Raw genomic sequence first — 20,777 nt, forward strand, 5'->3', positions numbered from 1 at the left:
GTCAGTCCTTACTTGGCCACCAGAAGCGATCCGGCAACCGACTTGCTTGCGATTTCATTCCGCCCGATGCGGCAGAAGGATTCAGCATCCCCCTTACGCGCGCCGTTGCGGGTCAGATAGTCTTCGGCCGCGGCATAGATCCGCGCCTTGTCCTGCTTGCTGTCGAGGAAGGCGTCGATTTCCGACGAGGAATAGCCCTTGCTCTCGGCATAACGTTTCAACGCCCGCGCCTGACTCCACGCATAAACGATGCGGGCATCGATCGAGGGGCATTCGCGCCGCACCCGGTCCGCGACCCGCGCGGCGATCAGCCGGTCGTTGATGTAACGCTCCTGCGCCAGCGGCGCCTGCGCCAATGCGGGCGCGGCCAGCGTGGCGGCCGTCAGGGCGATTGCGATCAGTTTCTTCATGGCATCTGCCTCCATTCCAACATGGATGCAGCCATAACATGGCGGGGCGCAAGCTGCCCGACACGGAGGGGTGAGCAGCGCGTGAAGGCCATGCCCCCGCACCGCTGCCTGCGCCCTCTCACATCCGCCGCCTGTCGCATCATTCGCGCGCCTTACTCGGCCGCCAGAGCGCCCGTGCGCCCGGTTTTCTTCGCCTTGAGGCGGTCCTCGATCTCACCCCGGAAATTGCGGATCAGGCCCTGAATAGGCCAGGCGGCGGCGTCGCCGAGGGCGCAGATGGTGTGGCCCTCGACCTGCTTGGTCACGTCCAGCAGCATGTCGATTTCCTCGACCTCGGCATCGCCCGAGACGAGACGCCCCATGATCCGCATCATCCAGCCGGTGCCTTCGCGGCAGGGCGTGCACTGGCCGCAGCTTTCATGCTTGAAGAACTTCGACAGCCGCCAGATCGCCTTGATGACATCAGTGCTCTGGTCCATCACGATCAGGCAGCCGGTGCCGAAGCTGGATTTCAGTTCGCGCATGCCGTCGTAATCGAGGATCGCATTCTCGCACTGCTCGGCGTTCAGGATCGGGCAGGAGGCACCGCCCGGAATCACCGCCTTGAGGTTCTTCCAGCCGCCGCGAATGCCGCCGCCATGCTTGTCGATCAGCTCGCGCATCGGGATCGACATGGTTTCCTCGACGACGCAGGGGGTATTGATATGGCCGGTCAGGCCGAACAGCTTGGTGCCGGCGTTGTTCGGGCGGCCGAAGCTGGCGAACCATTCCGGCCCCCGGCGCAGGATGGTCGGCACCACGGCGATGGATTCGACATTGTTCACCGTGGTCGGGCACCCATACAGCCCCGCGCCCGCCGGGAAGGGCGGCTTCATGCGCGGCATGCCCTTCTTGCCTTCGAGCGACTCCAGCAGCGCGGTTTCCTCGCCACAGATATAGGCGCCGGCGCCGTGGTTCAGGTAGACATCGAAATCCCAGCCCGACCTGGCGGCATTCTTGCCCAGCAGGCCCGCGTCGTAGCATTCGTTGATGGCGTTCTGCAGCGCTTCGCGTTCGCGGATGAACTCGCCCCGGATGTAGATATAGGCGGCATGGGCGCCCATGGCGAAGCTGGCCACCAGCGCGCCTTCGATCAGCGTATGCGGATCGTGGCGCATGATCTCGCGGTCCTTGCAGGTCGCAGGTTCGGATTCGTCGCCATTGATGACCAGATAAGACGGGCGGCCGTCGGATTCCTTCGGCATGAAGGACCATTTCAGGCCGGTCGGGAACCCTGCCCCGCCACGTCCGCGCAGCCCCGAGGCCTTCATCTCGTCGATGATCTTGTCGCGCCCGCGCGCGATCAGCTCGGCCGTGTTGTCCCAGCAGCCGCGCGACATGGCGCCCTTCAGGGAACGGTCGCCCATCCCGTAAAGGTTCTGGAAAATGCGGTCCTGATCCTTCAGCAACATTCCGTCGTCATCCTTCCTTGCCCGGCCGCGCCTTGCGCCGCCAGATACGCCAGGTCACCAGCAGCGACCAGACAAACCCGCCCATCGCGGCCAAATCCGCGAGGAACGCATATTTCGATGGCCAGCCGTAGCGTTGCCCGGCCCAGTTCGCGGCCAGCCACAGCAGACCCGTCGCCGCCATCACCAGCGCGGCGAGGCGCAACTGCGCGGCATCCCGCTGGGCCTGATCCGCCATCAATACACCTCGCCCTTGTCGACGCGGCGCGAAAATTCCGTGTCCTGACCCGCCGCCAGGATCTTCGCCTGCCCGACCCAATCGTCCGAGCGGATGCGCCCGCCCATGCGTCCGATCAGTTCGGCGAAATGGTCGATATCGCCGTCGCTCCACGCGGCGATTTCCGCGAAGCTGATGACCCCATTGTCATGCAGAAGCTTTTCCAGTTGCGGGCCGACACCCTTGATTTCCTTCAGGTTGTCCACCGCCTTCGCAGGCTTCGCTGCGGTGGTCTTCGCAACCTTCGCTTTCGCTTTCGCCTTCACCTTCGCCGGCGTGACCGTCTCGCTCGCCGGCAGGGGCGTCACCTCGGGCGTCGAGGAGGCCTGCGCGATCCCTGCCGCCGGTGCGGGCGCACCCTCGCCTGCCGGCGAATCCTGCGCCGTCCTGCCGCGCGCCGCCAGCGCGCCCATCGCGTCGCTCGCCGTCGCACCGGCTTTTTCCGAAGGCTCCGCACTGCGCTCACCGGCATCATCGCCGTCCCGGCCGTCGTCGTTCCCAGATTCGCGCCGCGTCTTCTCGCGGTCTTCGCGCATGTCGTGCAACGCCTCGCGGCCCTTTTCCACGGCCGAGACGGTGCCGGAGGCCAAGGCGGTTCCAGCATGGACGATCGCATCCTCGGCCCGGTCCAGCATGCCGCCATCGCCGATGTCATGGGCGGTGGCGCGCGGACCCAGCACTTCGGCGCTTTCGACCACGCCGCCACGACCATCACACAGCAGCCAGACCAGAAGCTGGCCCATCAGGAAGAAGGACATCAGGCCAAGCAATAGCCCCGCCATGAAGCCGCCGCCAAAGAGATTGAACAGGAACACCAGCAAGCCGGCCAGAGCAGCAGCCAGCCAGCAATTCCGCGTGCATTCAGTCTTCAGCATCTGTCACCCCCGTGGCGTGCGGTTGATCCTAGTTGGCCGTCCCCTTGCGTTCCCTGACAAATTGCTGGGCCTGCCTGACCCATTCGTCGCGCGTCACCCGGCCATGGAAGCCTTCCAGATTGGCATCGACCCAGGCGATCTCGTCCGAGGCCCAGCCTGCGATCTGGTCGAAATGATAGACCCCCAGCTGGTGCAGCAGCTGTTCAAGCTTCGGGCCGACGCCATTGATTTCCTTCAGGTCGTCGGGCCGACCGTCGCGCGGCGCGGCCAGACCTTCGGGCTTGCGCCCCTCGGCCAGGGCCTCGGCCGCGGCGGCGGCGGTATCGGCGACGATGATCTTTTCTTCCCGCGCGACTTCGGCCCGCTCGGTCTTGCCCAGCCAGGGCGTCAGGATCGGCACCTCGGTGCCGTCGATGCGCTTCAGCGTATCGCCGATCTCGAGCGCCAGCGTGACCGAGGCATTCGCGGCCTCGACCGGGGGCAGCAGGTTGGTCAGCGCATTCTGGCCGGTCTTCGCCTCGGAGGAGAAGCGGCCATCCTGCGGGCCGGGACGCGGCACCTGACCGGCGACCATGGCGTCGATCAGTTCGGCCAGCTTTTCGGCGGTCAGGTCTTCATAGAAATCCTTGCCGATCTGGGCCATCGGCGCATTGGCGCAGGCGCCCAGGCACTCGACCTCCTCCCAGGAAAAGCGGCCATCGTCCGACAGCGTATGCGGTGCCGGGGAAATCTTCTCGCGGCAGACGCGGATCAGGTCCTCGGCCCCGCAGATCATGCAGGTGGTGGTGCCGCAGATCTGGATATTGGCGACCGAACCGACCGGATAGAGCTGGAACATGAAATAGAAGGTCGCGACCTCCAGCACCCGCATATAGGCCATGCCCAGCAGGTCGGCGACATATTCCATCGCCGGACGGGTCAGCCAGCCTTCCTGTTCCTGCGCGCGCCACAGGATCGGGATCACCGCCGACTGCTGGCGACCTTCGGGGTATTTGGTCATCTGCGCCCGCGCCCAGTCAAGGTTCGCTGGCGTGAACTCGAACGAGTCCGGCTGGATGGGGGATAGGCGGCGCAGCATCAGCGGCAGGTCTCCGTCTTGAGGACCGGCGGCACGCATTCCCGCGCGCCTCGCCCCTCGTTAATCCGTGTGCGGGCGGCGCCACCGGCGCCCCCCGTGATCAAGTCTTGCCCAGCCGGCGCACAGGCCGGCAGGCGGCGGGCCATCACCGGTCAACCTCGCCGAACACGATGTCGAGCGTGGCGATGAAGGCCGGGATGTCGGACAACATGTGGCCCTTGGCCATCCAGTCCATCGACTGCAGATGCGCGAAACCAGGCGCACGCAGTTTGGCGCGGTAGGGCTTGTTGGTGCCGTCCGAAACCAGATAGACGCCGAATTCGCCCTTCGGCGCCTCGACTGCGGCATAGACCTCGCCCGCGGGCAGCTTGAAGCCCTCGGTATACAGTTTGAAGTGGTGGATCAGGCTTTCCATGTCGGTCTTCATGGCCGCCCGCTTCGGCGGGGCCAGCTTGCCGCGCGCCAGCACGTCGCCGCCGGTGACCCGCAGCTTGGCAATGGCCTGCCGCATGATCTTGACCGATTCACGCATCTCGGCCATGCGGACCAGATAGCGGTCATAGCAGTCGCCATTCTTGCCGACCGGAATCTGGAAATCATACTCCTCGTAGCCGGAATAGGGCTGCGACTTGCGCAGATCCCAGGCAAGGCCAGAGCCGCGCACCATGACGCCGGAATAGCCCCAGTTCAGCGCGTCCTGTTCGTGAACGACGCCGATATCGACCAGCCGCTGCTTGACGATGCGGTTTTCGGTCAGCAGGGTTTCCAGATCGTCCAGAACCTTGGGAAATCCATCGCACCAGGCCTCGATATCGTCGACCAGACCGGGGGGCAGATCTTCATGCACCCCGCCGGGACGGTAATAGGCCATGTGCAGTCGCGCCCCCGAGGCACGTTCGCAGAAGACCATCAATTCCTCGCGAGCCGCAAAACCCCAGACCGGCGGGGTCAGCGCGCCGATGTCCAGCATCCCCGTGGTCACGCCCAGCAGGTGATTCAGGATGCGGCCGATCTCGTCGAACAGCACCCGGATGATCCGGGCGCGCGGCGGCGGCGCGATTCCGGCCAGCTTTTCGATGGCCAGACACCAGGCATGTTCCTGATTCTGCGGCGAGGAATAGTCGAGCCGGTCGAAATAGGGCAGGTTCTGCAGATAGGTCCGGCTTTCCATCAGCTTTTCGGTGCCGCGATGCAGCAGACCGATATGGGGGTCGGCGCGTTCGACGACTTCGCCGTCCAGTTCCAGCACCAGACGCAGCACGCCATGCGCCGCCGGATGCTGGGGACCGAAGTTGATGTTGAAGTTGCGGATGTCCTGTTCGCCGGTATGGGCGTCCACGGAACCGTCGTCATAGCTGTTGACGCGAATATCGCCGTCCATGGCTTACTCCTCTGCTGCAGCGCGCAGGCGCGCGCAGCCCTGAATGGCACGGTGGCAGAAGCGGCGGAGAGATCTCACTTGCCCGCCTCCTTCGCCTTCTCGTCGCCGGGCAGCACGTATTTCGCCCCTTCCCAGGGCGACAGGAAGTCGAACTGCCGGTATTCCTGCGTCAGCCGCACGGGTTCGTAGACGACGCGCTTCAGCGCCTCGTCATAGCGCACCTCGACATAGCCGGTGGTCGGGAAGTCCTTGCGCAGCGGGAAGCCGCGGAAGCCGTAATCGGTCAGGATCCGGCGCAGGTCGGGGTGACCGGCGAACATGATCCCGAACATGTCGAAGACCTCGCGTTCATACCAGTTCGCGCCGGGATAAAGCCCGGTGAGCGTCGGCACCAGATCATCCTCGCGCACGGCAGTTTTCACCCGGATGCGCTGATTGCGATACATCGACAGGAACTGATAGACCACATCGAAGCGCACCGGGCGTTCGGGATGGTCGACCGCAGTGATGTCCGACAGCGTCGAGAAGCGGCAATTCGTGTCCGATTGCAGGAACTCGATCAGCCGGACCAGCCCGGACAGGCTGACGGTGACATTCAGCTCCTGAAAGGCAAGCTCGGTCGCCAGGACATCATCCGGGAACCGGGTCTGAACCAGTTCCGCCAGATCGGCGAGAGTGTCGAGATCGGGATAGATCGCCATGTCTGCTACCTCGTCAGGGTGCCGGTGCGACGGATGCGGCGCTGCAATTGCAGGATACCATAAAGCAGCGCCTCGGCCGTGGGCGGGCAGCCGGGGACATAGATGTCGACCGGCACGATCCGGTCACAGCCGCGCACCACCGCATAGGAATAATGATAGTAGCCACCGCCATTGGCGCAGCTGCCCATGCTGATGACATAACGCGGCTCGGGCATCTGGTCATAGACCTTGCGCAGCGCCGGGGCCATCTTGTTGGTCAACGTGCCCGCGACGATCATCAGGTCCGACTGGCGCGGGCTTGCGCGCGGCGCGGTCCCGAAACGTTCAAGGTCGTAGCGCGGCATCGAGACCTGCATCATCTCGATCGCGCAGCAGGCCAGACCGAAGGTCATCCAGTGCAGCGAGCCGTTGCGCGCCCAGTTGATGATGTCCTCGGTGGTGGTCAGCAGGAAGCCCTTGTCCTGCAACGCGTCCGACAGCTCGCGCACCTGCACGTCGCGGTCGGGACCGGCACTGTTGGCCATTGCCGGCACCGCAGCGCCGGGGCCCGAGACGTTGGGCCCGAACAGGACACCGCCTTCCGGCTGGATGATCTTCGGCTTCTGATCGCTCGTCACGCCCATTCCAGCGCCCCCTTCTTCCATTCATAGGCAAAACCTACGGTCAACACGCCCAGGAACAGCATCATCCCCCAGAAGGCCACATCGGACAGGCTCTGGAAGCTGACGGCCCAGGGGAACAGGAAGGCGACCTCGAGGTCGAAGATGATGAACAGGATCGAGACGAGGTAGAACCGCACATCGAACTTGGCGCGCGCATCGTCGAAGGGCGCGAAGCCGCATTCATAGGCCGAGACCTTTTCAGGATCGGGATTGCGGACGGCCAGAACGGCCGCGGCGGCGATCAGAATCAGCGCCAGGGCCGAAGCCATGGCAATAAAGACCAGGATCGGCAGGTATTCGGACAGCAGATAGTCCACGAGATCAGGCTCCCTTGTGCCGCAGCCGGGCCCGGCTGCGTTTGGGTTGGGCTACTGTCCGTTTATCCCTGCCGCACCAGAGGGTCAACTAAGGGGCGCACGAATAAGCCGCCGCAAACTGACGCTTTGCGGCCCGGTGCCCCGCGGCCGGAATAACATGGCGCGCAGCGTGGCGCGGGGTGGTTTCTGAAAGAAAAACCCTTCGTTGACGAAACCTTAGATGCTAAACTCGCGTTACAGCACAGTCATCACCATCGCCGCGCCGGGCGGAAAGCCTCTGCCCGCACGCGGTGGCCGAACTTTATGAGGAAGCGCATGAGTCTTATCGTTGCAATCATCGTGGGCGCCATCGCCGGCTGGCTGGCGGGTCAGATCGTCAAGGGCCACGGCCAGGGCCTGCTGGTCAATATCGTCGTCGGGATCGTCGGCGCGCTGATCGCCTCTTTCCTGTTCCCGGCCCTTGGCATGGGTGCGGGCGAAGGCACCAACATCATCGGCGCCATCCTTTATGCCACCATTGGCGCGGTGATCCTTCTGGTGCTACTGCGGCTGGTCAACCGCGCCTCCTGAGGCGGTCGCGGCCGATCACCATCATAACCGAAATGCATCCCGAGGCCCCCGCAAGTATCTTGCGGGGGCTTTATTTTCCCGACAGATTGGCGCGATGCCAGCCACCGGATCCACCTTCGCCCCGTTTCGACATCCTGCCTTCCGCACCCTGTGGACGGCGACGCTGGTGTCGAATTTCGGCGGCCTCGTGCAGGCGGTCAGCGCCGCCTGGCTGATGACCCAGCTGACCGACAACGCGACGCTGATCGCGCTGGTGCAGGCGTCGAACACCCTGCCGATCATGCTGTTCGCGCTGGCATCGGGCGCGCTTGCCGATATCTTCGACCGCCGCCAGATCATGATCGCCGCCATCGCCTTCATGGCGGTGACTTCGGCAGGGTTGGCACTTGTCGCCTGGGCGGGCGCGGTCACGCCCTGGGTGCTGCTGGCCTTCACCTTCCTGATCGGTCTCGGCCAGGCGCTTTACAACCCACCCTGGCAGGCCAGCATGGGCGATCTGGTCCCGCGCGAGGATTTGCCGCAGGCGGTGACGCTGAACTCGGTGGGGTTCAACCTGATGCGCTCGGTCGGGCCGGCCGCGGGTGGCCTGATCGTGGCCGCATGGGGCGCGGCGGTGGGATTCGCGGTCAATGCCTTCAGCTATATCCCGCTGCTCATCGCCATGCTGCGCTGGAAGCCCGACTATCCGCCCCGCACCATCGCGCGCGAGCCTTTCATGGCGGCGGTGGGCGCAGGGCTTCGCTATGTCGCGCTGTCGCCCAATCTGGTGCGGGTGCTGACGCGTTCCTCGGCCTTCGGGCTGTCGGCGGCGGCGCTGATGGCGCTGCTGCCGCTGGTGGCGAAATCCCATCCCGAGGGCGGCTCGTTGCTGTTCGGCGTCCTGCTGGGCTGCTTTGGCGCCGGCGCGATCATCGGGGCGCTGACCAATACCCGTATCCGGGCGCGGTTCAGCAATGAATGGGTGACGCGGATCGGGATGGTGGTCTTTGCCGCGGCCACCGCGGCGCTGGCGCTGACCAGCAATATCTGGGCCCATGCGGGGGCGATGTTCCCGGCCGGCATGGCCTGGGTCATCACGCTGTCGCTGTTCAACGTGACGGTGCAGCTGTCGACGCCGCGCTGGGTAGTGGCGCGCGCGCTGGCGCTGTATCAGACCGCCACCTTCGGCGGCATGGCGGCGGGCGCATGGCTGTGGGGGGCCGTGGCCGATGCCTACGGGCTGCAGGTGGCGCTGATCGGCGCCGCCATCGGGCTGCTGCTCGCCGCCGCGATCGGCTTCGCGCTGCCGATGCCGGAATTCAGCGAATCCGACCTGTCGCCCGCCAACCGCTTCCGCGAGCCGGTGCTGGGGCTGGACCTGCGCGGGCGGTCGGGGCCGATCATGGTGATGGTCGACTATCACATCGCGCCCGAGGATACCGAGGAATTCCTGACCCTGATGGCCCGGCGCCGCGACATTCGCCGCCGCGACGGCGCTCGGTCATGGGTGCTGCTGCGCGATCTGGAAAAGCCCGATCACTGGTCGGAAAGCTATCACATCGCCACCTGGGACGATTATATCCGCCACAACACGCGCCGCACCGTGACTGATAACGAGGTCACCAACGCCCTGCATCGTCTGCACCGCGACGAAGGCGACCCGCCCGTCCACCGCCTGATCGAGCGGCACAATGTTTCCTCGCATGCCGATGTGCCGCTCAGGGGCAAGATCGACGTGTTATGACACCCGCTTGCCCCGCCACAGGATGAACAGCCCCGAACAGACGATCAGCGCCGATCCGGCCAGCATGGCGGGCGTCAGCGTCTCGCCGAACAGGACCACGCCAAGGGCAATCCCGAACAGCAGCCGGGAATAGCGGAAGGGCGTCACCGCCGAAACCTCGCCCGTGCGCATGGCCTTCATCAGGCTGGCATAGGCGCAGATGCCCGCCAGAACCGCACCCAGCAGGCGCAGGCTGGCATGACCGTCTGGCCGCACAAAGGTGGTGCCATCCCACAGCGCATAGATCGCCCCGGCAAGGATGATCGCCAGAAACCCGTAGAAGCCAAGGATCGCTGTGCCCAGCCCTGCGGGCGCGGCGCGGCTGGCCAGATCGCGCCCGGCAAAGCCCAGCATTCCGACCACCGCGAGGATCGACAGAGCCGAGAAGCTGTCGGTGCCCGGCCCGATGATGATGATGACCCCCACCAGCCCGATCAGGATCGCCAGCCAGCGCCGCGGCCCGACCCTTTCGCCAAAGACCAGTGCCGCCCCCGCGACCACCACCAGCGGCGTCGCCTGCAGGATCACCGTGGCCGAGGACAGCGGCGTCAGCGTGATCGCCAGCGCATAGAACAGCCGGCCGACGACCTCGAACAGCATCCGCAGCTGCATGACGCGCGCCAGCACCGCGCGGCTTGCCAGCGGCTGCCCGGTCAGCCGGGCATAGGCGGCGAACAGGATCGCGCCGCCAGCGCCGAACAGGATCAGGATCTCGGCCGTGGGCAGGCTGCGGGCGGCGGCCTTGATCAGCGCATCCTCGACCGCGAAGGCCGCCATGGCCGCGACCATCCAGATGCTGCCGATCAGGTTCGCCCGCTCGACCGGTGGGGCGGCGGCCTCAAGCACCGTCGAATTCTGTCAAGGCGTGGACGGGGATGCCCATGGCTTCCAGCCGCTTGCGGCCGCCCAGTTCCGGCAGGTCGATCACGAAGGCGCAGCCGATCACCTCGGCCCCCAGCCGGCGGCAAAGGGTGATGCCCGCTTCCGCCGTGCCGCCGGTCGCCAGCAGGTCATCGACGATCAGCACCCGCTCGCCCGTCTTCAGGGCATCGTCATGGATCTCCATCACCGCCTCGCCATATTCCAGCTGATAGGCTTCCGAAATCACCGTGCCGGGCAGCTTGCCCTTCTTGCGGATCGGCACGAAGCCCACCGACAGCTGATGCGCCACTGCGCCGCCGAGGATGAAGCCCCGCGCCTCCAGCCCGACGACCTTGTCGATCTTCTGGCCGGCGTAATCGAGCAGGATCTGGTCAACCGCCATGCGAAAGCCGCGCGCATCCGCAAACAGCGTGGTCACGTCGCGGAAGATGATCCCCTCATGCGGGAAATCATAGATGCTGCGGATGTAATCCTTGACGGTCTTCTGCGTCATTCGGGGCGCTCCAGCTCGAAAATCTCGTGGACGGCCGCATAGTCACGATAGCCCATGCGGGCCAGCCAGCCATCGCGGGTCAGGTCGAACCGCCCGTCGCGGATACAGTCGTCGCGCAGATGCACGCCCGTCACCACGCCCAGCACCAGCCAGTTGGCCGGCCCCGCCAGCCGCTGGACCTGCATCATGCGGCATTCCAGCGATGCGGGCGCCTGCGCCACGCGCGGACAGTCGATGGTGTCGCATTCTGCGGCGGCGATTCCGCAGGCCTCGAACTCGCTGACGCCGGCGGGGAATGTCTCGCTGGAGGCATTCATCTGATCGATCAGCGCCGCCGAGGCGATGTTGACGCAAAACACCCCGGTTTCCGCGATATGCGCCAGCGAATCCTTCATGTGCGACCGGTCGGCCTTCGCGGTGGTCGAGGCGAACATCACCTGCGGCGGCGTATAGGCGACCGCGTTGAAGAAGCTGTAGGGGGCCAGATTGTCGCCATCCGACCCCCGCGTCGAGATCCAGCCGATCGGCCGAGGGGCAATGATGGCGTTGAACGGGTTATGCGGCAGGCCGTGGCCGTTCTCGGGGCGGTAAAACATGATCTCTCCTTCGCGCGCGCAGGCATCCTGCCCGCCCGTCCGCGCGCGGTCCACCCCATTCTTGCAACTGACGGTGACCGTGCTACGCATCCTCCCGGAAGGCGAACAGGGGGGCGCGGTGGAGATCTGCGAAGAACAACCCGAGGATTGGCACGAGGTCGAGGCGCTGATGGATCTGTGCTTCGCGCCGGGGCGCACGGCGCTGTCGTCTTACCGCCTGCGCGACGGGGTGGCTCCGGTGCGCGACCTGTGCCTGCTGCTGCGCGAATCCGGCACCATCCGCGCTGCCATCCGCTATTGGCCCGTGCGGGTGGATGGCCAATCGGTTCTGCTGCTGGGTCCGATAGCCGTCCACCCGACCGCGCAGGGCGAGGGGCTGGGCGGCTGGCTGATGCGCGAAAGTCTGCATCGCGCAACCGAGATGGGCTGGCCGCGGGTGATGCTGGTCGGCGATGCGCCCTATTATTCCCGCTTCGGCTTCGTCAGGCTGGATGAAGTCGAGATGCCGCCCCCCACCAATCCAGACCGGGTGCTGGGACTGGAACTTCAGCCCGGCGCGTGGGTTGGGGTGACGGGACCGGTCCTGCGCGAGACCGATCCCGATATCGCCCTCGCGCATGAGGATCCGTCCGGGCGCCCCGACTGCCAACCGGCGGATCTGACAAAGGAATAGCCCGTGGCCGAACGCCAGCAATTCGTCCTGCCCCCCATCACCGATCCCAGTGTGCTGGCCGAGATCGACCGGCTGGCGCAACGCTATGTCGCCGCCCGCGGTCTGGGGATGGAGATCCTCGACCGTGTCGGCGATGGCGGCGAGACTTTGATGAAGATGCTACCGCCCTTCCTGCGCAAGCGCCTTGACAAGGCGGTCGCGGCGGCGTTGCGGCGGACCTTCGGCGCAGCCTCGGCCTCGCGTCGGATGGTGGGCAACCGGGGCGACTGGTTCAACCGGATGGGCACCACCGCCGCCGGCGCCATCGGCGGCGCTGCCGGGATCGCCGGCACGGTGATCGAACTGCCGGTCACCGTCACCATTCTGCAGCGCGCCATCCTCGAGATCGCCGATGAACATGGGCTGGACGTCGACAGCGACGAAATCCGCGCCGAGGCGCTGCGCATCTTCGCCACCGGCGGCCCGCTGGAGGAGGATGACGGCACCGATACCGCCCTTCTGGCCACCCGCGTCGCCATCAGCGGTGGCACGCTGCAGGGGCTGATCACCAAATTCGCCCCCCAGATCGCCAGCCGCGTGCTGGCCAAGGCCGGCGCGCAGGTGGTGCCGGTGCTGGGCGCGGCGGCGGGGGCGTCGATCAACTATATCTTCGCGCGCTATTATCAGGAACTGGCGCGGGTGCAGTTCGGCCTGCTGCGGCTGGCCAATGAAACCGGCATCCCGCGCGAGGCCCTGGCCGAACGTCTGGTCATGCGCATCAAATCGCTGGAGGCGAAGAAGCTGGAAAGCAAGCGCAACGCCTGACCCCTTCCATGTGACGGCGCAGCCCGTCATCCCTGCGAGCAGTTTGGGGCGGTGCATGGGACTGTCGCTGACGATCCATGCGGGGACGCTCATTCCCCTCAGGCTCGTGGGATAGGGGTTCCAGGGGAGCATCCGGCATCATGCGCCGAGGAAAGATTGCCGCTCACCGCCTTCGTTATCCTGCTGGCGGTTCCAACAGGGGCCGCGGCGCGCAGCCTGTTCAGCCGAACGGGTAGCACAGCGAGAATGGGCTATTCGTTGACCTTCGGCCTTGCTCTCTGCCTTGGGCGATTGCTGGCCCTATGCCGTTGCGGCGCACCATCCGCTTTATGTCAGGGAAAAGTCTGGATCCCACGAAACCGTGCGTCCTGCCGCACGCTCGCTCGTCGTCGTCTCGCTTCGGCGAGCGACGCGTGTTTGCGAACGGACGGGCCTTCATGGGCAGCACCCGTGACGCTGACGAAACCCGCCCGGCCAGCCGTGGCACTTCCGCCGCGTTTTACCGCGAACCCTCAGCCCGCTTCCTGCGCTTCCAGTTGCAACTCCAGCGGCGAGGCCGGAACCGCCAGATCGTCGATCCCCAGCGGCCCCGACGGCCGCGCCAAACGCGCCCGCGTCACCCAGTGCAGCCGTTCCTGCGCGCGGGTGATCGCCACATAGGTCAGCCGCTTCCACAGCGGAATCCCGGCCTCGTTGCGCCCCGACCATGCGGCGGCGCTGATATCCGGCCCGAAGACCTGCACATCGGGCCATTGCGACCCCTGCGCCTTGTGGATCGTCACCGCCGCCCCATGCAGGAAGCTGGCCCCCATCCGCGCGGCGAAGGGGATGAAAGGCTCCTCCTCGTCTGGGGTTTCGATCTTCACGATCGACGCCGCCGACAGGCGCGGGTCCTCGGCGCCGATGACATGCAGACGCGAGAAGCCGGGCTTCTTGCCCGGCCCGAGATAGATCACCTGCGCGCCCTTGATGAGGCCCCGCGCCTCCAGATCGATGCGCTTGTTGCGATGTTTCAGAGGCAGTTCCAGCCCGTCGCAGATCAGCGGCTCGCCCGGCAGAAGCGCGTCACCGGGGGCGCCATAGGCGGCGCGGAAAGCGGTGATAAGCCGGATGCGCGTGGCGTTGCGCCAGACCAGCACCGGGCTGCGCGACATCAGGTCGGATTCGACACGCTCGGCCCAGACCACACGGGGATCGCGGGCGGCGGCGTCCCGCACCATACGCTCGAACCCGTTGAAATCCAAAGATTCATCCGCCAGCGCATGGGCGAGATCGAGGATCGGGCTGTCCCCCGCCTGCCGGTGGATGCGGCTCAGCACCAGCCGCTGCGGCGCTGGCAGCTTGTCGAAGACCATCTCGCCCGAGGAACCCACGGGGGCCAGCTGTGCCGGATCGCCGAACAGGATCAGCACCGGGAAGATCTCGCGCAGGTCCTCGAACTGGCGTTCGTCCAGCATCGAGGATTCGTCGATCAGCCCGATATCCAGCCCGTCCTCGCGCCGCTTCCAGCCGCGAATGAAGTCCGAACCGCGCAGACCGGCCGCCGCCAGCGCGCCGGGGATCGAGGCGTGAAGGTCGTAAAACGCCTTCGCCCGGTCGAGCGCGGCATCGGTCAGCCCCTCGATGGCCGGCCGGTCGCCGGTCCCGGTCAGCCAGTCGGCGATCTTTTCATATTCGGGATCATAGACGGGCGTATACAGGATGCGGTGGATCGTGGTCGCGGGCACGCCGCGCATGCGCAGCACGAAAGCCGCCTTGTTGGTCGGGGCGAGCACCGCCACAGTGCGGCGGTCCTTGCGCTTCTTGCCTTCGTAATCGCCGCTGATGACCTCGACCCCCGCCTCGCGCAGGGCCTTTGTCAGGGCGGCCAGAATCATCGTCTTGCCCGAGCCGGCCTTGCCGATCACCGCCATCACCCGCCCCTTGCCGGGCTGGGGGGGCATGATCTCCTCGGCCAGCAGATCGACGCCGGCGCCGGCCAGCACCTCGGACAGGCTGTCCCAGGCTTCAGCCTGATCGGGGGAAAGGGCGGGCAGGTTCATGCCCTCTGATAGCCTGCGCGGCGCGGAAAGCGAAGGGGCCGGGACACGGAACCTTGCGCCCTTGGGCGGCATTGGACACCTTGGAGATTATTCCTCGCCCGATGATTTGCAGGTGCTTTCATGTGTTCCAACCCGACGACCCCGCAGAACAACTTCACGCGCTTCCGGCATCGCTGGGAAATGCCGATGATCTGGCTTTCGGCGGCGATCACGTTCGGGGCGCTTCTGGGAGCGTTGGCGATCTTCATGGCCGATACCGGCACCGAGTTGAACGACGCGTTGGGCGAGGATACCGCCACCACCCTTCGTGACTGGTCAAGCAGCCTGATGCTGCTGCTGATCGCGCCCATCGCCATCTATATCTTCCGTTTCTACATGGCCGCCAAGGAAAAGGCCGGTGCGATCCGGGTCGGGCCGAAGCAGTTTCCCGAGCTTTGGGCGATGTATCAGGATCTCGGGCGCAGGCTGGATATGCCGGACCTGCCGCGCCTTTACGTCACCAATGGCAATGGGGTGGTCAACGCCTTCGCGCTGGAATGCAACCGGCGCAACCGCTACATCGTCATCAATGCCGAAATCGCAATGATGCTGCCGACCGCTCCGGACGTGGTGGAATTCGTGCTGGGCCATGAGATGGCCCATCACAAGCTGCGCCATGTCAGCCTGTGGCGCAACTTCATCACCATCATCCCCAATATTCTGGTGCTTCCCGGTCAGGCGACGACGCGGGCGCAGGAATATTCAGCCGACCGGGTAGCGCTGGCAATCTGCCCCGACCACGCGAATGCTGTGCGGCTTCTGTCCGTCGGGCCATGGATGGCGAACGGCGTCGATCCCGAGGCATGGCTGGAGCAGGCCGAGGACGAGCATCGCGAATGGATGGTCCGCGCCGCCAATGCGATGTCGAGCCATGCGGTCGGCATCAAGCGCTACAAGGCGCTGCGCGATATCGAGCGTGAGGGCTTCAAGGCGCAGGGCGAGATGTTCTGACGCGGCATGCGGGGCGCCGCTATCCGTGATGAGCGGCGACGGTCTTGAGGGTCGAAAAGCCGTAAAGCGCCTCGAACCCCTTCTCGCGGCCGTGGCCGGATTTGCCGACGCCGCCGAAGGGCAGTTCGACCCCGCCGCCGGCGCCGTAATTGTTCAGAAACACCTGCCCCGCCCGCAGACGGCGCGACATGCGCAGCGCCCGCGATCCGTCCTGCGTCCACGCCGCCGCGACCAGCCCGTATTCGGTGCCGTTGGCGATGGCGATGGCATCGTCTTCGTCATCGAAGGGGATGACGACCTGCACGGGGCCGAAAATCTCCTCCTGCGCCAGCCGGTGGTTGCCCGCTGCCCCGGACAGCAGATGCGGGGCGACGTAATGGCCGCCCGCAGGCGCATCGGCCACGATCTGCGCGGTGCCGGCGATTTCCAGATCGCCCGCCTGTGCCAGATAGCCTTCGACGATCTGCTTCTGCCGGGCCGAGATCAGCGGCCCCACCTCCAGATCCGAAAGTGCCGGCCCGACGCGCAGCGCGCGGTAGGCCGCAGCCATGCGGTCCACGACCTCGGCATAGCGACCGCGTTCGACCAGAATCCGCGAGGCGGCGGAACAGGTCTGACCGGCATTCTGCACGCCCGCATTGACCAGAAACGGCAGGGCGCGGTCCAGATCGGCATCCGCGAACACGAGCTGCGGCGACTTGCCACCAAGTTCCAGCGTCACCGGCACAGCGTTTTTCGCCGCCGCCTGCTGGATCAGCACCCCCACCCCGACCGAGCCGGTAAAGCTGACATGGTGCACGCCCGGATGGGCCGACAGCGCCGCGCCCGCCTCCTCGCCCAGACCCGTCACCACATTCAGCGCCCCTGCGGGCAGGCCCGCCTGCTGCGCGATCCGGGCGAAGGCGAGCGCGGTCAGGCTGGCTTCCTCGGCTGGTTTCAGCACCGCCGCATTGCCCATCGCCAAGGCCGCCCCGACCGAGCGCCCGATGATCTGCATCGGATAGTTCCACGGCACGATATGGCCGGTGACGCCATGCGGCTCGCGCAGGGTCCAGACGGTATAGCCGTCCAGATAGGGAATGGTCTCGCCCATGATCTTGTCGGCGGCGCCGCCGTAGAACTCCAGATAGCGGGCCAGAGCCAGCGCATCGGCACGCGCCTGCTTCAAGGGCTTGCCCACATCGCGCGATTCCAGCACCGCCAGCTCCTCGGCCCGGTCCAGCACCGCCTGCCCGATCCGGGTCAGGATGCGCCCGCGTTCGGGCGCGGTCAGGCGCCCCCATTCACCGGCACGGGCGGCCTCGGCAGCCGCGACCGCCTCATCAATATCCTCGGCGGTCCCGCGCCCGATTTCGGCAAAGGTCTCTCCTGTTGAGGGGTCTTCGACCGGCAGTGCGGCACCGGCGCGGCGCCAGCGCCCGTCGATCAGGATTTCGGCGGGGTCGAACCATGGTTTGGTCATGCGACGCTCCATTCGGGGGGGATTTCGGGCATGGCTTCCATCAGCCTGCGGGTGGTCGGGTGGGTGGGTGCATCCATTACCTGCGCGGTAACGCCCTGCTCGACGATCCTGCCGCCCTCCATCACCAGAACGCGGTCGGTGATGCCGCGCACCACGCCGAGGTCGTGGCTGACGAACAGATAGGCGATGTTATGGCGGCGGCGCAGTGCGGCCAGCAGGTCGAGGACCTGCGCGCGGACGCGCACGTCAAGGGCGCTGACGGCCTCGTCCAGCACGATCAGCCGGGGTCGGATGATCAGCGCGCGGGCAATGGCCAGACGCTGGCGCTGCCCGCCGGAAAATTCGTGAATATAGCGGCGCGCGGCGGAGGGCTCGATCCCCACCGCGTCGAGCGCCTGCGCCACGCGGTCGCGCCAGTCCTTCGGGCGGCCGGTCAGATGAAACGGCTCGGCGATCAGCCGGTCCACCCGCCAGCGCGGATCGAAGCTGCCGAACGGGTCCTGAAACACCGCCTGCATCTTGGCGCGCAGCGCGGCCGGCATCGACAGTCCCGCCGCGACGCTGGTGCCGTCCAGCCGGATCTCGCCCCCGCTCAGGGGATCGAGGCCCAGGATCGCGCGGGTGAGCGTCGATTTTCCCGATCCCGATTCCCCCACCAGCCCGACCGATTCGCCGTCCTGAATGTCGAAGCTGACATCATTCACGGCGCGTAGCACCTGATGCGGCGCGAAGGCCTGCGGGCGCGGCAGCAGGTATTCGCGCACCGCATTCCTGACCGACAGGATCGGGGTGTCGTCATGCGCCGCCGCCACCTGGGCCGGCACATGACGCGAGGCGGCGAACAGCGCCCGCGTATAGGGGTCGGTCTGGCTGCGGAACAGCGCCTCGGTCGGGCCCTTTTCGACGATCTCGCCCGATTTCATCACCGCCACCTGATCGGCGATGCCCGCCACCACCGCCAGATCATGGGTGATGAGCAGCAGGGACATCCCTTCGCTGCGCACCAGATCGCGCAGCAGATCGAGGATCTGCGCCTGCGTGGTCACATCCAGCGCGGTCGTCGGTTCATCGGCGATCAGCAGGTCGGGGGCCTCGGCAATCGCCAGCGCGATCGCCACCCGCTGACGCTGGCCGCCCGAAAGCTCGTGCGGATACAGCGTCAGCGGAAAGCGGGGACCGGGCAGCCCCACCCGGTCCAGCCGGTCGCGGGCGCGCTTGAGCGCCTGCTCGCGCGCCATGTCGTGATGGATGCGCAGCACTTCGGCCACCTGATCGCCGATATTCATCAGCGGGTTCAGCGCCGTCATCGGCTCCTGAAAGATCATGCCGATGCGGCTGCCGCGGATGCGGCACATCTGGGCTTCGGGCAGGTCCAGCAGGTTCCGACCGTCCAGCGACACCGTGCCCCCGGCCTGCGCGCCGCGCGGCAGCAGCCCCATGACCGCCAGCGCCGTCATCGACTTGCCAGAGCCGGATTCGCCCACAAGCCCGGTGATCCGACCCGGCTCCAGCCGCAGATCGACATCGCGAAGCACCGGCTGGTCGTGGATGCTGACCGACAGGTCGCGGATCTCGATCATGCGCGCATCACCTTCAGCCGCGGGTCGAGCGCGTCGCGCAAGCCGTCACCCAGCAGGTTCAGCCCCAGCACGGTGAGGAAGATGGCGAGACCCGGAATGATGGCGACATGGGGGGCCAGCGTCACGAAGGTCTGGGCATCGGCGAGCATCCGGCCCCAGCTGGCCGTGGGCGGCTGCGCGCCGAGGCCGACATAAGACAGCCCGGCCTCGGCCAGAATGCCAAGGCTGAACTGGATGGTGCCCTGCACGATCAGCAGATTGGCGATATTGGGCAGGACATGCTCCACGCTGATCAACGCCTTGCCTTTGCCCGCCACCTGCGCGGCGCGGATATAGTCGAGCGTCCAGACCGGCAAGGCGCCCGCGCGGGTCACGCGGGCGAAAACGGGGATGTTGAAGATGCCGATGGCAATGATGGCGTTGATTGCGCTTGGCCCGAAGGCGGCGGTGATGAGGATGGCGATGACCAGCGAGGGGAAGGCGAAGATCAGGTCATTGCCGCGCATGATGATCTCGTCCAGCCAGCCGCCCTTGTTCGCGGCAGCGATCAGCCCCAGCGGCACGCCAAGGACGATGCCGATCCCGACCGCCACCAGCGCCACCGCGATCGAGGTGCGCGCCCCCAGCATCACCATCGACAGGATGTCGCGGCCAAAGTGATCGGTGCCCAGCCAATGCGCGCCAGACGGGCCCTGCAGCTTGTTCGCCACATCCATCTGGGTGATGTCAAAAGGCGTCCAGAAGAAGGACAGCGCCGCCAACAGCAGCGCCAACCCCGCCAGCATCGCGCCAAGGATCAGCGTCCACCTCATCTGCTGCGCAGCCTCGGGTCGACGGCGGCATAGGCGAGGTCGACCAGAAAGGTGACCGCGATCACCGCCGCGACCATGACCAGCACCGCCGATTGCACCACGATCAGGTCGCGTTGGGTGATGGCCTGAAAGATCAGCCGCCCGAGGCCGGGCAGATAGAAGACATTCTCGATGATGATCGCCCCCGCCAGCAGAAAGGAAAACTGCATCCCCAGAATCGTCAGCACCGGGATCAGCGCGTTCCGCAGCGCGTGGCGGCGCAGGGTCTGGGCGCGGGTCAGGCCCTTGGCGCGGGCGGTGCGGATATAGTCCTGATCCAGCGTCTCGATCAGGGTCGAGCGCAACACGCGGGCCAGGATCGCCGCTTGCGGCAGGGCAAGCGCAATGGCCGGCAGCAACAGCGACCGCAGCGCCTGCACAGGGTTGTCCCACCCGGCGAAACCGCCCGCCGGCAGCCAGCGCAGGCGCACCGCGAACAGCAGCACCAGCAGCATCGCGAACCAGAAATTCGGCAGCGCGATGCCGATCTGCGTCAACCCCATCACCGCCGTATCCCGCGCGCTGCCCCGGCGCGCGGCTGCGAACAGCCCGACCGGAAAGGCGATCAGCACCGACAGGATCAGCGCCATCAACGCCAGCGGCAACGAGACCTGCATGCGGTCAAGGATCATCCCTGCCACCGGGGTCTTATAGGCGAAACTGGTGCCCAGATCGCCGGTCAGGACCGCCCCCAGCCAGTTCGCATAGCGGATCGGCAGCGGCTGATCGAGGCCGAGTTGTGCGCGCAGCGCCGCCAGCGTATCGGGCTGCGCACCGGTGCCCAGCATGAAGGTGGCGGGATCGCCCGGCACCATCTCGACCAGCAGAAAGATCACCACCGACGCCACAGCGAGGCTGAGCGTCAGCGAAAGAAACCGGCGGAACAGATAGCGCAGCATGACCGGCAGGCTAGGGCGGCGCCG

Annotated in this window: 22 protein-coding genes; 5 read left to right on the top strand and 17 right to left on the bottom strand. The window is 66.3% G+C overall.

What is annotated here, in order from left to right:
- Nucleotides 1-8: 8 nt before the first annotated feature.
- From H1S04_RS14755 to H1S04_RS14795, 9 genes are all read right to left on the bottom strand, one after another.
- On the bottom strand, nt 9-410 hold the full coding sequence (locus H1S04_RS14755; RefSeq protein WP_181746299.1) for a DUF5333 domain-containing protein: 402 nt from the start codon (nt 408-410) through the stop codon (nt 9-11).
- A gap of 152 nt (nt 411-562) precedes the next feature.
- Nucleotides 563-1,858, bottom strand: a complete 1,296-nt coding sequence (gene nuoF / locus H1S04_RS14760; protein WP_181746711.1) for an NADH-quinone oxidoreductase subunit NuoF — start codon at nt 1,856-1,858, stop codon at nt 563-565.
- 10 nt (nt 1,859-1,868) lie between these two features.
- Nucleotides 1,869-2,096, bottom strand: coding sequence for a DUF5337 domain-containing protein (locus H1S04_RS14765; RefSeq protein ID WP_181746300.1), 228 nt, complete (start codon nt 2,094-2,096; stop codon nt 1,869-1,871).
- Entirely contained in the window at nt 2,096-3,010 is a 915-nt protein-coding gene (locus tag H1S04_RS14770; protein ID WP_181746301.1) for a hypothetical protein, read from the bottom strand. The genes H1S04_RS14765 and H1S04_RS14770 overlap by 1 nt, the downstream gene beginning before the upstream one ends.
- A gap of 28 nt (nt 3,011-3,038) precedes the next feature.
- The gene (gene nuoE / locus H1S04_RS14775; protein ID WP_181746302.1) at nt 3,039-4,088 is read right to left on the bottom strand and encodes an NADH-quinone oxidoreductase subunit NuoE; all 1,050 of its coding nucleotides are present in this window, start codon (nt 4,086-4,088) and stop codon (nt 3,039-3,041) included.
- Nucleotides 4,089-4,233: 145 nt separating this feature from the next.
- Complete coding sequence (locus H1S04_RS14780) at nt 4,234-5,469, bottom strand: NADH-quinone oxidoreductase subunit D (RefSeq protein ID WP_181746303.1); 1,236 nt, start codon at nt 5,467-5,469, stop codon at nt 4,234-4,236.
- A gap of 74 nt (nt 5,470-5,543) precedes the next feature.
- A complete protein-coding gene (locus H1S04_RS14785; protein ID WP_181746304.1) occupies nt 5,544-6,170 on the bottom strand; it encodes an NADH-quinone oxidoreductase subunit C in 627 nt (208 codons plus the stop codon).
- Between the two features lie 5 nt (nt 6,171-6,175).
- Complete coding sequence (locus H1S04_RS14790) at nt 6,176-6,694, bottom strand: NADH-quinone oxidoreductase subunit B family protein (RefSeq protein WP_181746712.1); 519 nt, start codon at nt 6,692-6,694, stop codon at nt 6,176-6,178.
- Nucleotides 6,695-6,783: 89 nt separating this feature from the next.
- The gene (locus H1S04_RS14795) at nt 6,784-7,149 is read right to left on the bottom strand and encodes an NADH-quinone oxidoreductase subunit A (protein ID WP_181746305.1); all 366 of its coding nucleotides are present in this window, start codon (nt 7,147-7,149) and stop codon (nt 6,784-6,786) included.
- A gap of 315 nt (nt 7,150-7,464) precedes the next feature.
- Here H1S04_RS14795 and H1S04_RS14800 point away from each other — a divergent pair, with 315 nt between their 5' ends.
- The gene (locus H1S04_RS14800) at nt 7,465-7,719 is read left to right on the top strand and encodes a GlsB/YeaQ/YmgE family stress response membrane protein (protein ID WP_181746306.1); all 255 of its coding nucleotides are present in this window, start codon (nt 7,465-7,467) and stop codon (nt 7,717-7,719) included.
- Nucleotides 7,720-7,813: 94 nt separating this feature from the next.
- Nucleotides 7,814-9,442: an MFS transporter gene (locus H1S04_RS14805; protein WP_181746307.1), complete on the top strand. Its 1,629-nt coding sequence runs from the start codon at nt 7,814-7,816 to the stop codon at nt 9,440-9,442.
- On the opposite strand, the gene H1S04_RS14810 is transcribed toward H1S04_RS14805, so the two are convergent.
- The 3 genes from H1S04_RS14810 to H1S04_RS14820 are packed head-to-tail and all read right to left on the bottom strand — an operon-like array spanning nt 9,437 to nt 11,452.
- On the bottom strand, nt 9,437-10,327 hold the full coding sequence (locus H1S04_RS14810; RefSeq protein WP_298948018.1) for a DMT family transporter: 891 nt from the start codon (nt 10,325-10,327) through the stop codon (nt 9,437-9,439). The two genes, H1S04_RS14805 and H1S04_RS14810, sit on opposite strands and share 6 nt — an antisense overlap.
- The gene (locus H1S04_RS14815; RefSeq protein WP_181746308.1) at nt 10,320-10,856 is read right to left on the bottom strand and encodes an adenine phosphoribosyltransferase; all 537 of its coding nucleotides are present in this window, start codon (nt 10,854-10,856) and stop codon (nt 10,320-10,322) included. The genes H1S04_RS14810 and H1S04_RS14815 overlap by 8 nt, the downstream gene beginning before the upstream one ends.
- Nucleotides 10,853-11,452: a flavin reductase family protein gene (locus H1S04_RS14820; protein ID WP_181746309.1), complete on the bottom strand. Its 600-nt coding sequence runs from the start codon at nt 11,450-11,452 to the stop codon at nt 10,853-10,855. Before H1S04_RS14820 ends, H1S04_RS14815 begins: the two co-directional genes overlap by 4 nt.
- An 88-nt stretch (nt 11,453-11,540) precedes the next feature.
- Here H1S04_RS14820 and H1S04_RS14825 point away from each other — a divergent pair, with 88 nt between their 5' ends.
- Nucleotides 11,541-12,125, top strand: coding sequence for a GNAT family N-acetyltransferase (locus H1S04_RS14825; protein WP_299291151.1), 585 nt, complete (start codon nt 11,541-11,543; stop codon nt 12,123-12,125).
- A gap of 3 nt (nt 12,126-12,128) precedes the next feature.
- Complete coding sequence (locus tag H1S04_RS14830; protein WP_298948014.1) at nt 12,129-12,929, top strand: EcsC family protein; 801 nt, start codon at nt 12,129-12,131, stop codon at nt 12,927-12,929.
- A gap of 512 nt (nt 12,930-13,441) precedes the next feature.
- On the opposite strand, the gene H1S04_RS14835 is transcribed toward H1S04_RS14830, so the two are convergent.
- The gene (locus H1S04_RS14835; RefSeq protein WP_181746310.1) at nt 13,442-14,971 is read right to left on the bottom strand and encodes an ATP-dependent RecD-like DNA helicase; all 1,530 of its coding nucleotides are present in this window, start codon (nt 14,969-14,971) and stop codon (nt 13,442-13,444) included.
- Between the two features lie 120 nt (nt 14,972-15,091).
- On the opposite strand from H1S04_RS14835, the gene H1S04_RS14840 reads away from it, so the two are divergent.
- Nucleotides 15,092-15,961, top strand: coding sequence for a M48 family metallopeptidase (locus H1S04_RS14840; RefSeq protein ID WP_181746311.1), 870 nt, complete (start codon nt 15,092-15,094; stop codon nt 15,959-15,961).
- A gap of 19 nt (nt 15,962-15,980) precedes the next feature.
- Here H1S04_RS14840 and H1S04_RS14845 read toward each other — a convergent pair whose 3' ends face one another.
- Genes H1S04_RS14845 through H1S04_RS14860 form a run of 4 tightly spaced genes read right to left on the bottom strand, consistent with a single transcriptional unit; the run spans nt 15,981 to nt 20,753 of the window.
- The gene (locus H1S04_RS14845) at nt 15,981-17,423 is read right to left on the bottom strand and encodes an aldehyde dehydrogenase family protein (RefSeq protein WP_181746312.1); all 1,443 of its coding nucleotides are present in this window, start codon (nt 17,421-17,423) and stop codon (nt 15,981-15,983) included.
- Nucleotides 17,420-19,003, bottom strand: a complete 1,584-nt coding sequence (locus H1S04_RS14850) for an ABC transporter ATP-binding protein (protein WP_181746313.1) — start codon at nt 19,001-19,003, stop codon at nt 17,420-17,422. Before H1S04_RS14850 ends, H1S04_RS14845 begins: the two co-directional genes overlap by 4 nt.
- Entirely contained in the window at nt 19,000-19,815 is an 816-nt protein-coding gene (locus H1S04_RS14855) for an ABC transporter permease (protein WP_181746314.1), read from the bottom strand. Before H1S04_RS14855 ends, H1S04_RS14850 begins: the two co-directional genes overlap by 4 nt.
- A complete protein-coding gene (locus H1S04_RS14860) occupies nt 19,812-20,753 on the bottom strand; it encodes an ABC transporter permease (RefSeq protein ID WP_181746315.1) in 942 nt (313 codons plus the stop codon). Before H1S04_RS14860 ends, H1S04_RS14855 begins: the two co-directional genes overlap by 4 nt.
- Nucleotides 20,754-20,777 lie beyond the last annotated feature (24 nt).

The organism is Paracoccus sp. S1E-3 (assembly GCF_013868135.1).
In the GTDB taxonomy this organism is placed as follows: domain Bacteria; phylum Pseudomonadota; class Alphaproteobacteria; order Rhodobacterales; family Rhodobacteraceae; genus Paracoccus.

Coding starts and splice junctions, on each gene's coding strand:
- H1S04_RS14755 (WP_181746299.1), bottom strand. CDS start 410: ATGAAGAAACTGATCGCAATCGCCCTGACGGCCGCCACGCTGGCCGCG.
- H1S04_RS14765 (WP_181746300.1), bottom strand. CDS start 2,096: ATGGCGGATCAGGCCCAGCGGGATGCCGCGCAGTTGCGCCTCGCCGCG.
- H1S04_RS14770 (WP_181746301.1), bottom strand. CDS start 3,010: ATGCTGAAGACTGAATGCACGCGGAATTGCTGGCTGGCTGCTGCTCTG.
- nuoE (WP_181746302.1), bottom strand. CDS start 4,088: ATGCTGCGCCGCCTATCCCCCATCCAGCCGGACTCGTTCGAGTTCACG.
- H1S04_RS14780 (WP_181746303.1), bottom strand. CDS start 5,469: ATGGACGGCGATATTCGCGTCAACAGCTATGACGACGGTTCCGTGGAC.
- H1S04_RS14785 (WP_181746304.1), bottom strand. CDS start 6,170: ATGGCGATCTATCCCGATCTCGACACTCTCGCCGATCTGGCGGAACTG.
- H1S04_RS14790 (WP_181746712.1), bottom strand. CDS start 6,694: ATGGCCAACAGTGCCGGTCCCGACCGCGACGTGCAGGTGCGCGAGCTG.
- H1S04_RS14800 (WP_181746306.1), top strand. CDS start 7,465: ATGAGTCTTATCGTTGCAATCATCGTGGGCGCCATCGCCGGCTGGCTG.
- H1S04_RS14805 (WP_181746307.1), top strand. CDS start 7,814: ATGCCAGCCACCGGATCCACCTTCGCCCCGTTTCGACATCCTGCCTTC.
- H1S04_RS14815 (WP_181746308.1), bottom strand. CDS start 10,856: ATGACGCAGAAGACCGTCAAGGATTACATCCGCAGCATCTATGATTTC.
- H1S04_RS14820 (WP_181746309.1), bottom strand. CDS start 11,452: ATGTTTTACCGCCCCGAGAACGGCCACGGCCTGCCGCATAACCCGTTC.
- H1S04_RS14835 (WP_181746310.1), bottom strand. CDS start 14,971: ATGAACCTGCCCGCCCTTTCCCCCGATCAGGCTGAAGCCTGGGACAGC.
- H1S04_RS14840 (WP_181746311.1), top strand. CDS start 15,092: ATGTGTTCCAACCCGACGACCCCGCAGAACAACTTCACGCGCTTCCGG.
- H1S04_RS14845 (WP_181746312.1), bottom strand. CDS start 17,423: ATGACCAAACCATGGTTCGACCCCGCCGAAATCCTGATCGACGGGCGC.
- H1S04_RS14850 (WP_181746313.1), bottom strand. CDS start 19,003: ATGATCGAGATCCGCGACCTGTCGGTCAGCATCCACGACCAGCCGGTG.
- H1S04_RS14855 (WP_181746314.1), bottom strand. CDS start 19,815: ATGAGGTGGACGCTGATCCTTGGCGCGATGCTGGCGGGGTTGGCGCTG.
- H1S04_RS14860 (WP_181746315.1), bottom strand. CDS start 20,753: ATGCTGCGCTATCTGTTCCGCCGGTTTCTTTCGCTGACGCTCAGCCTC.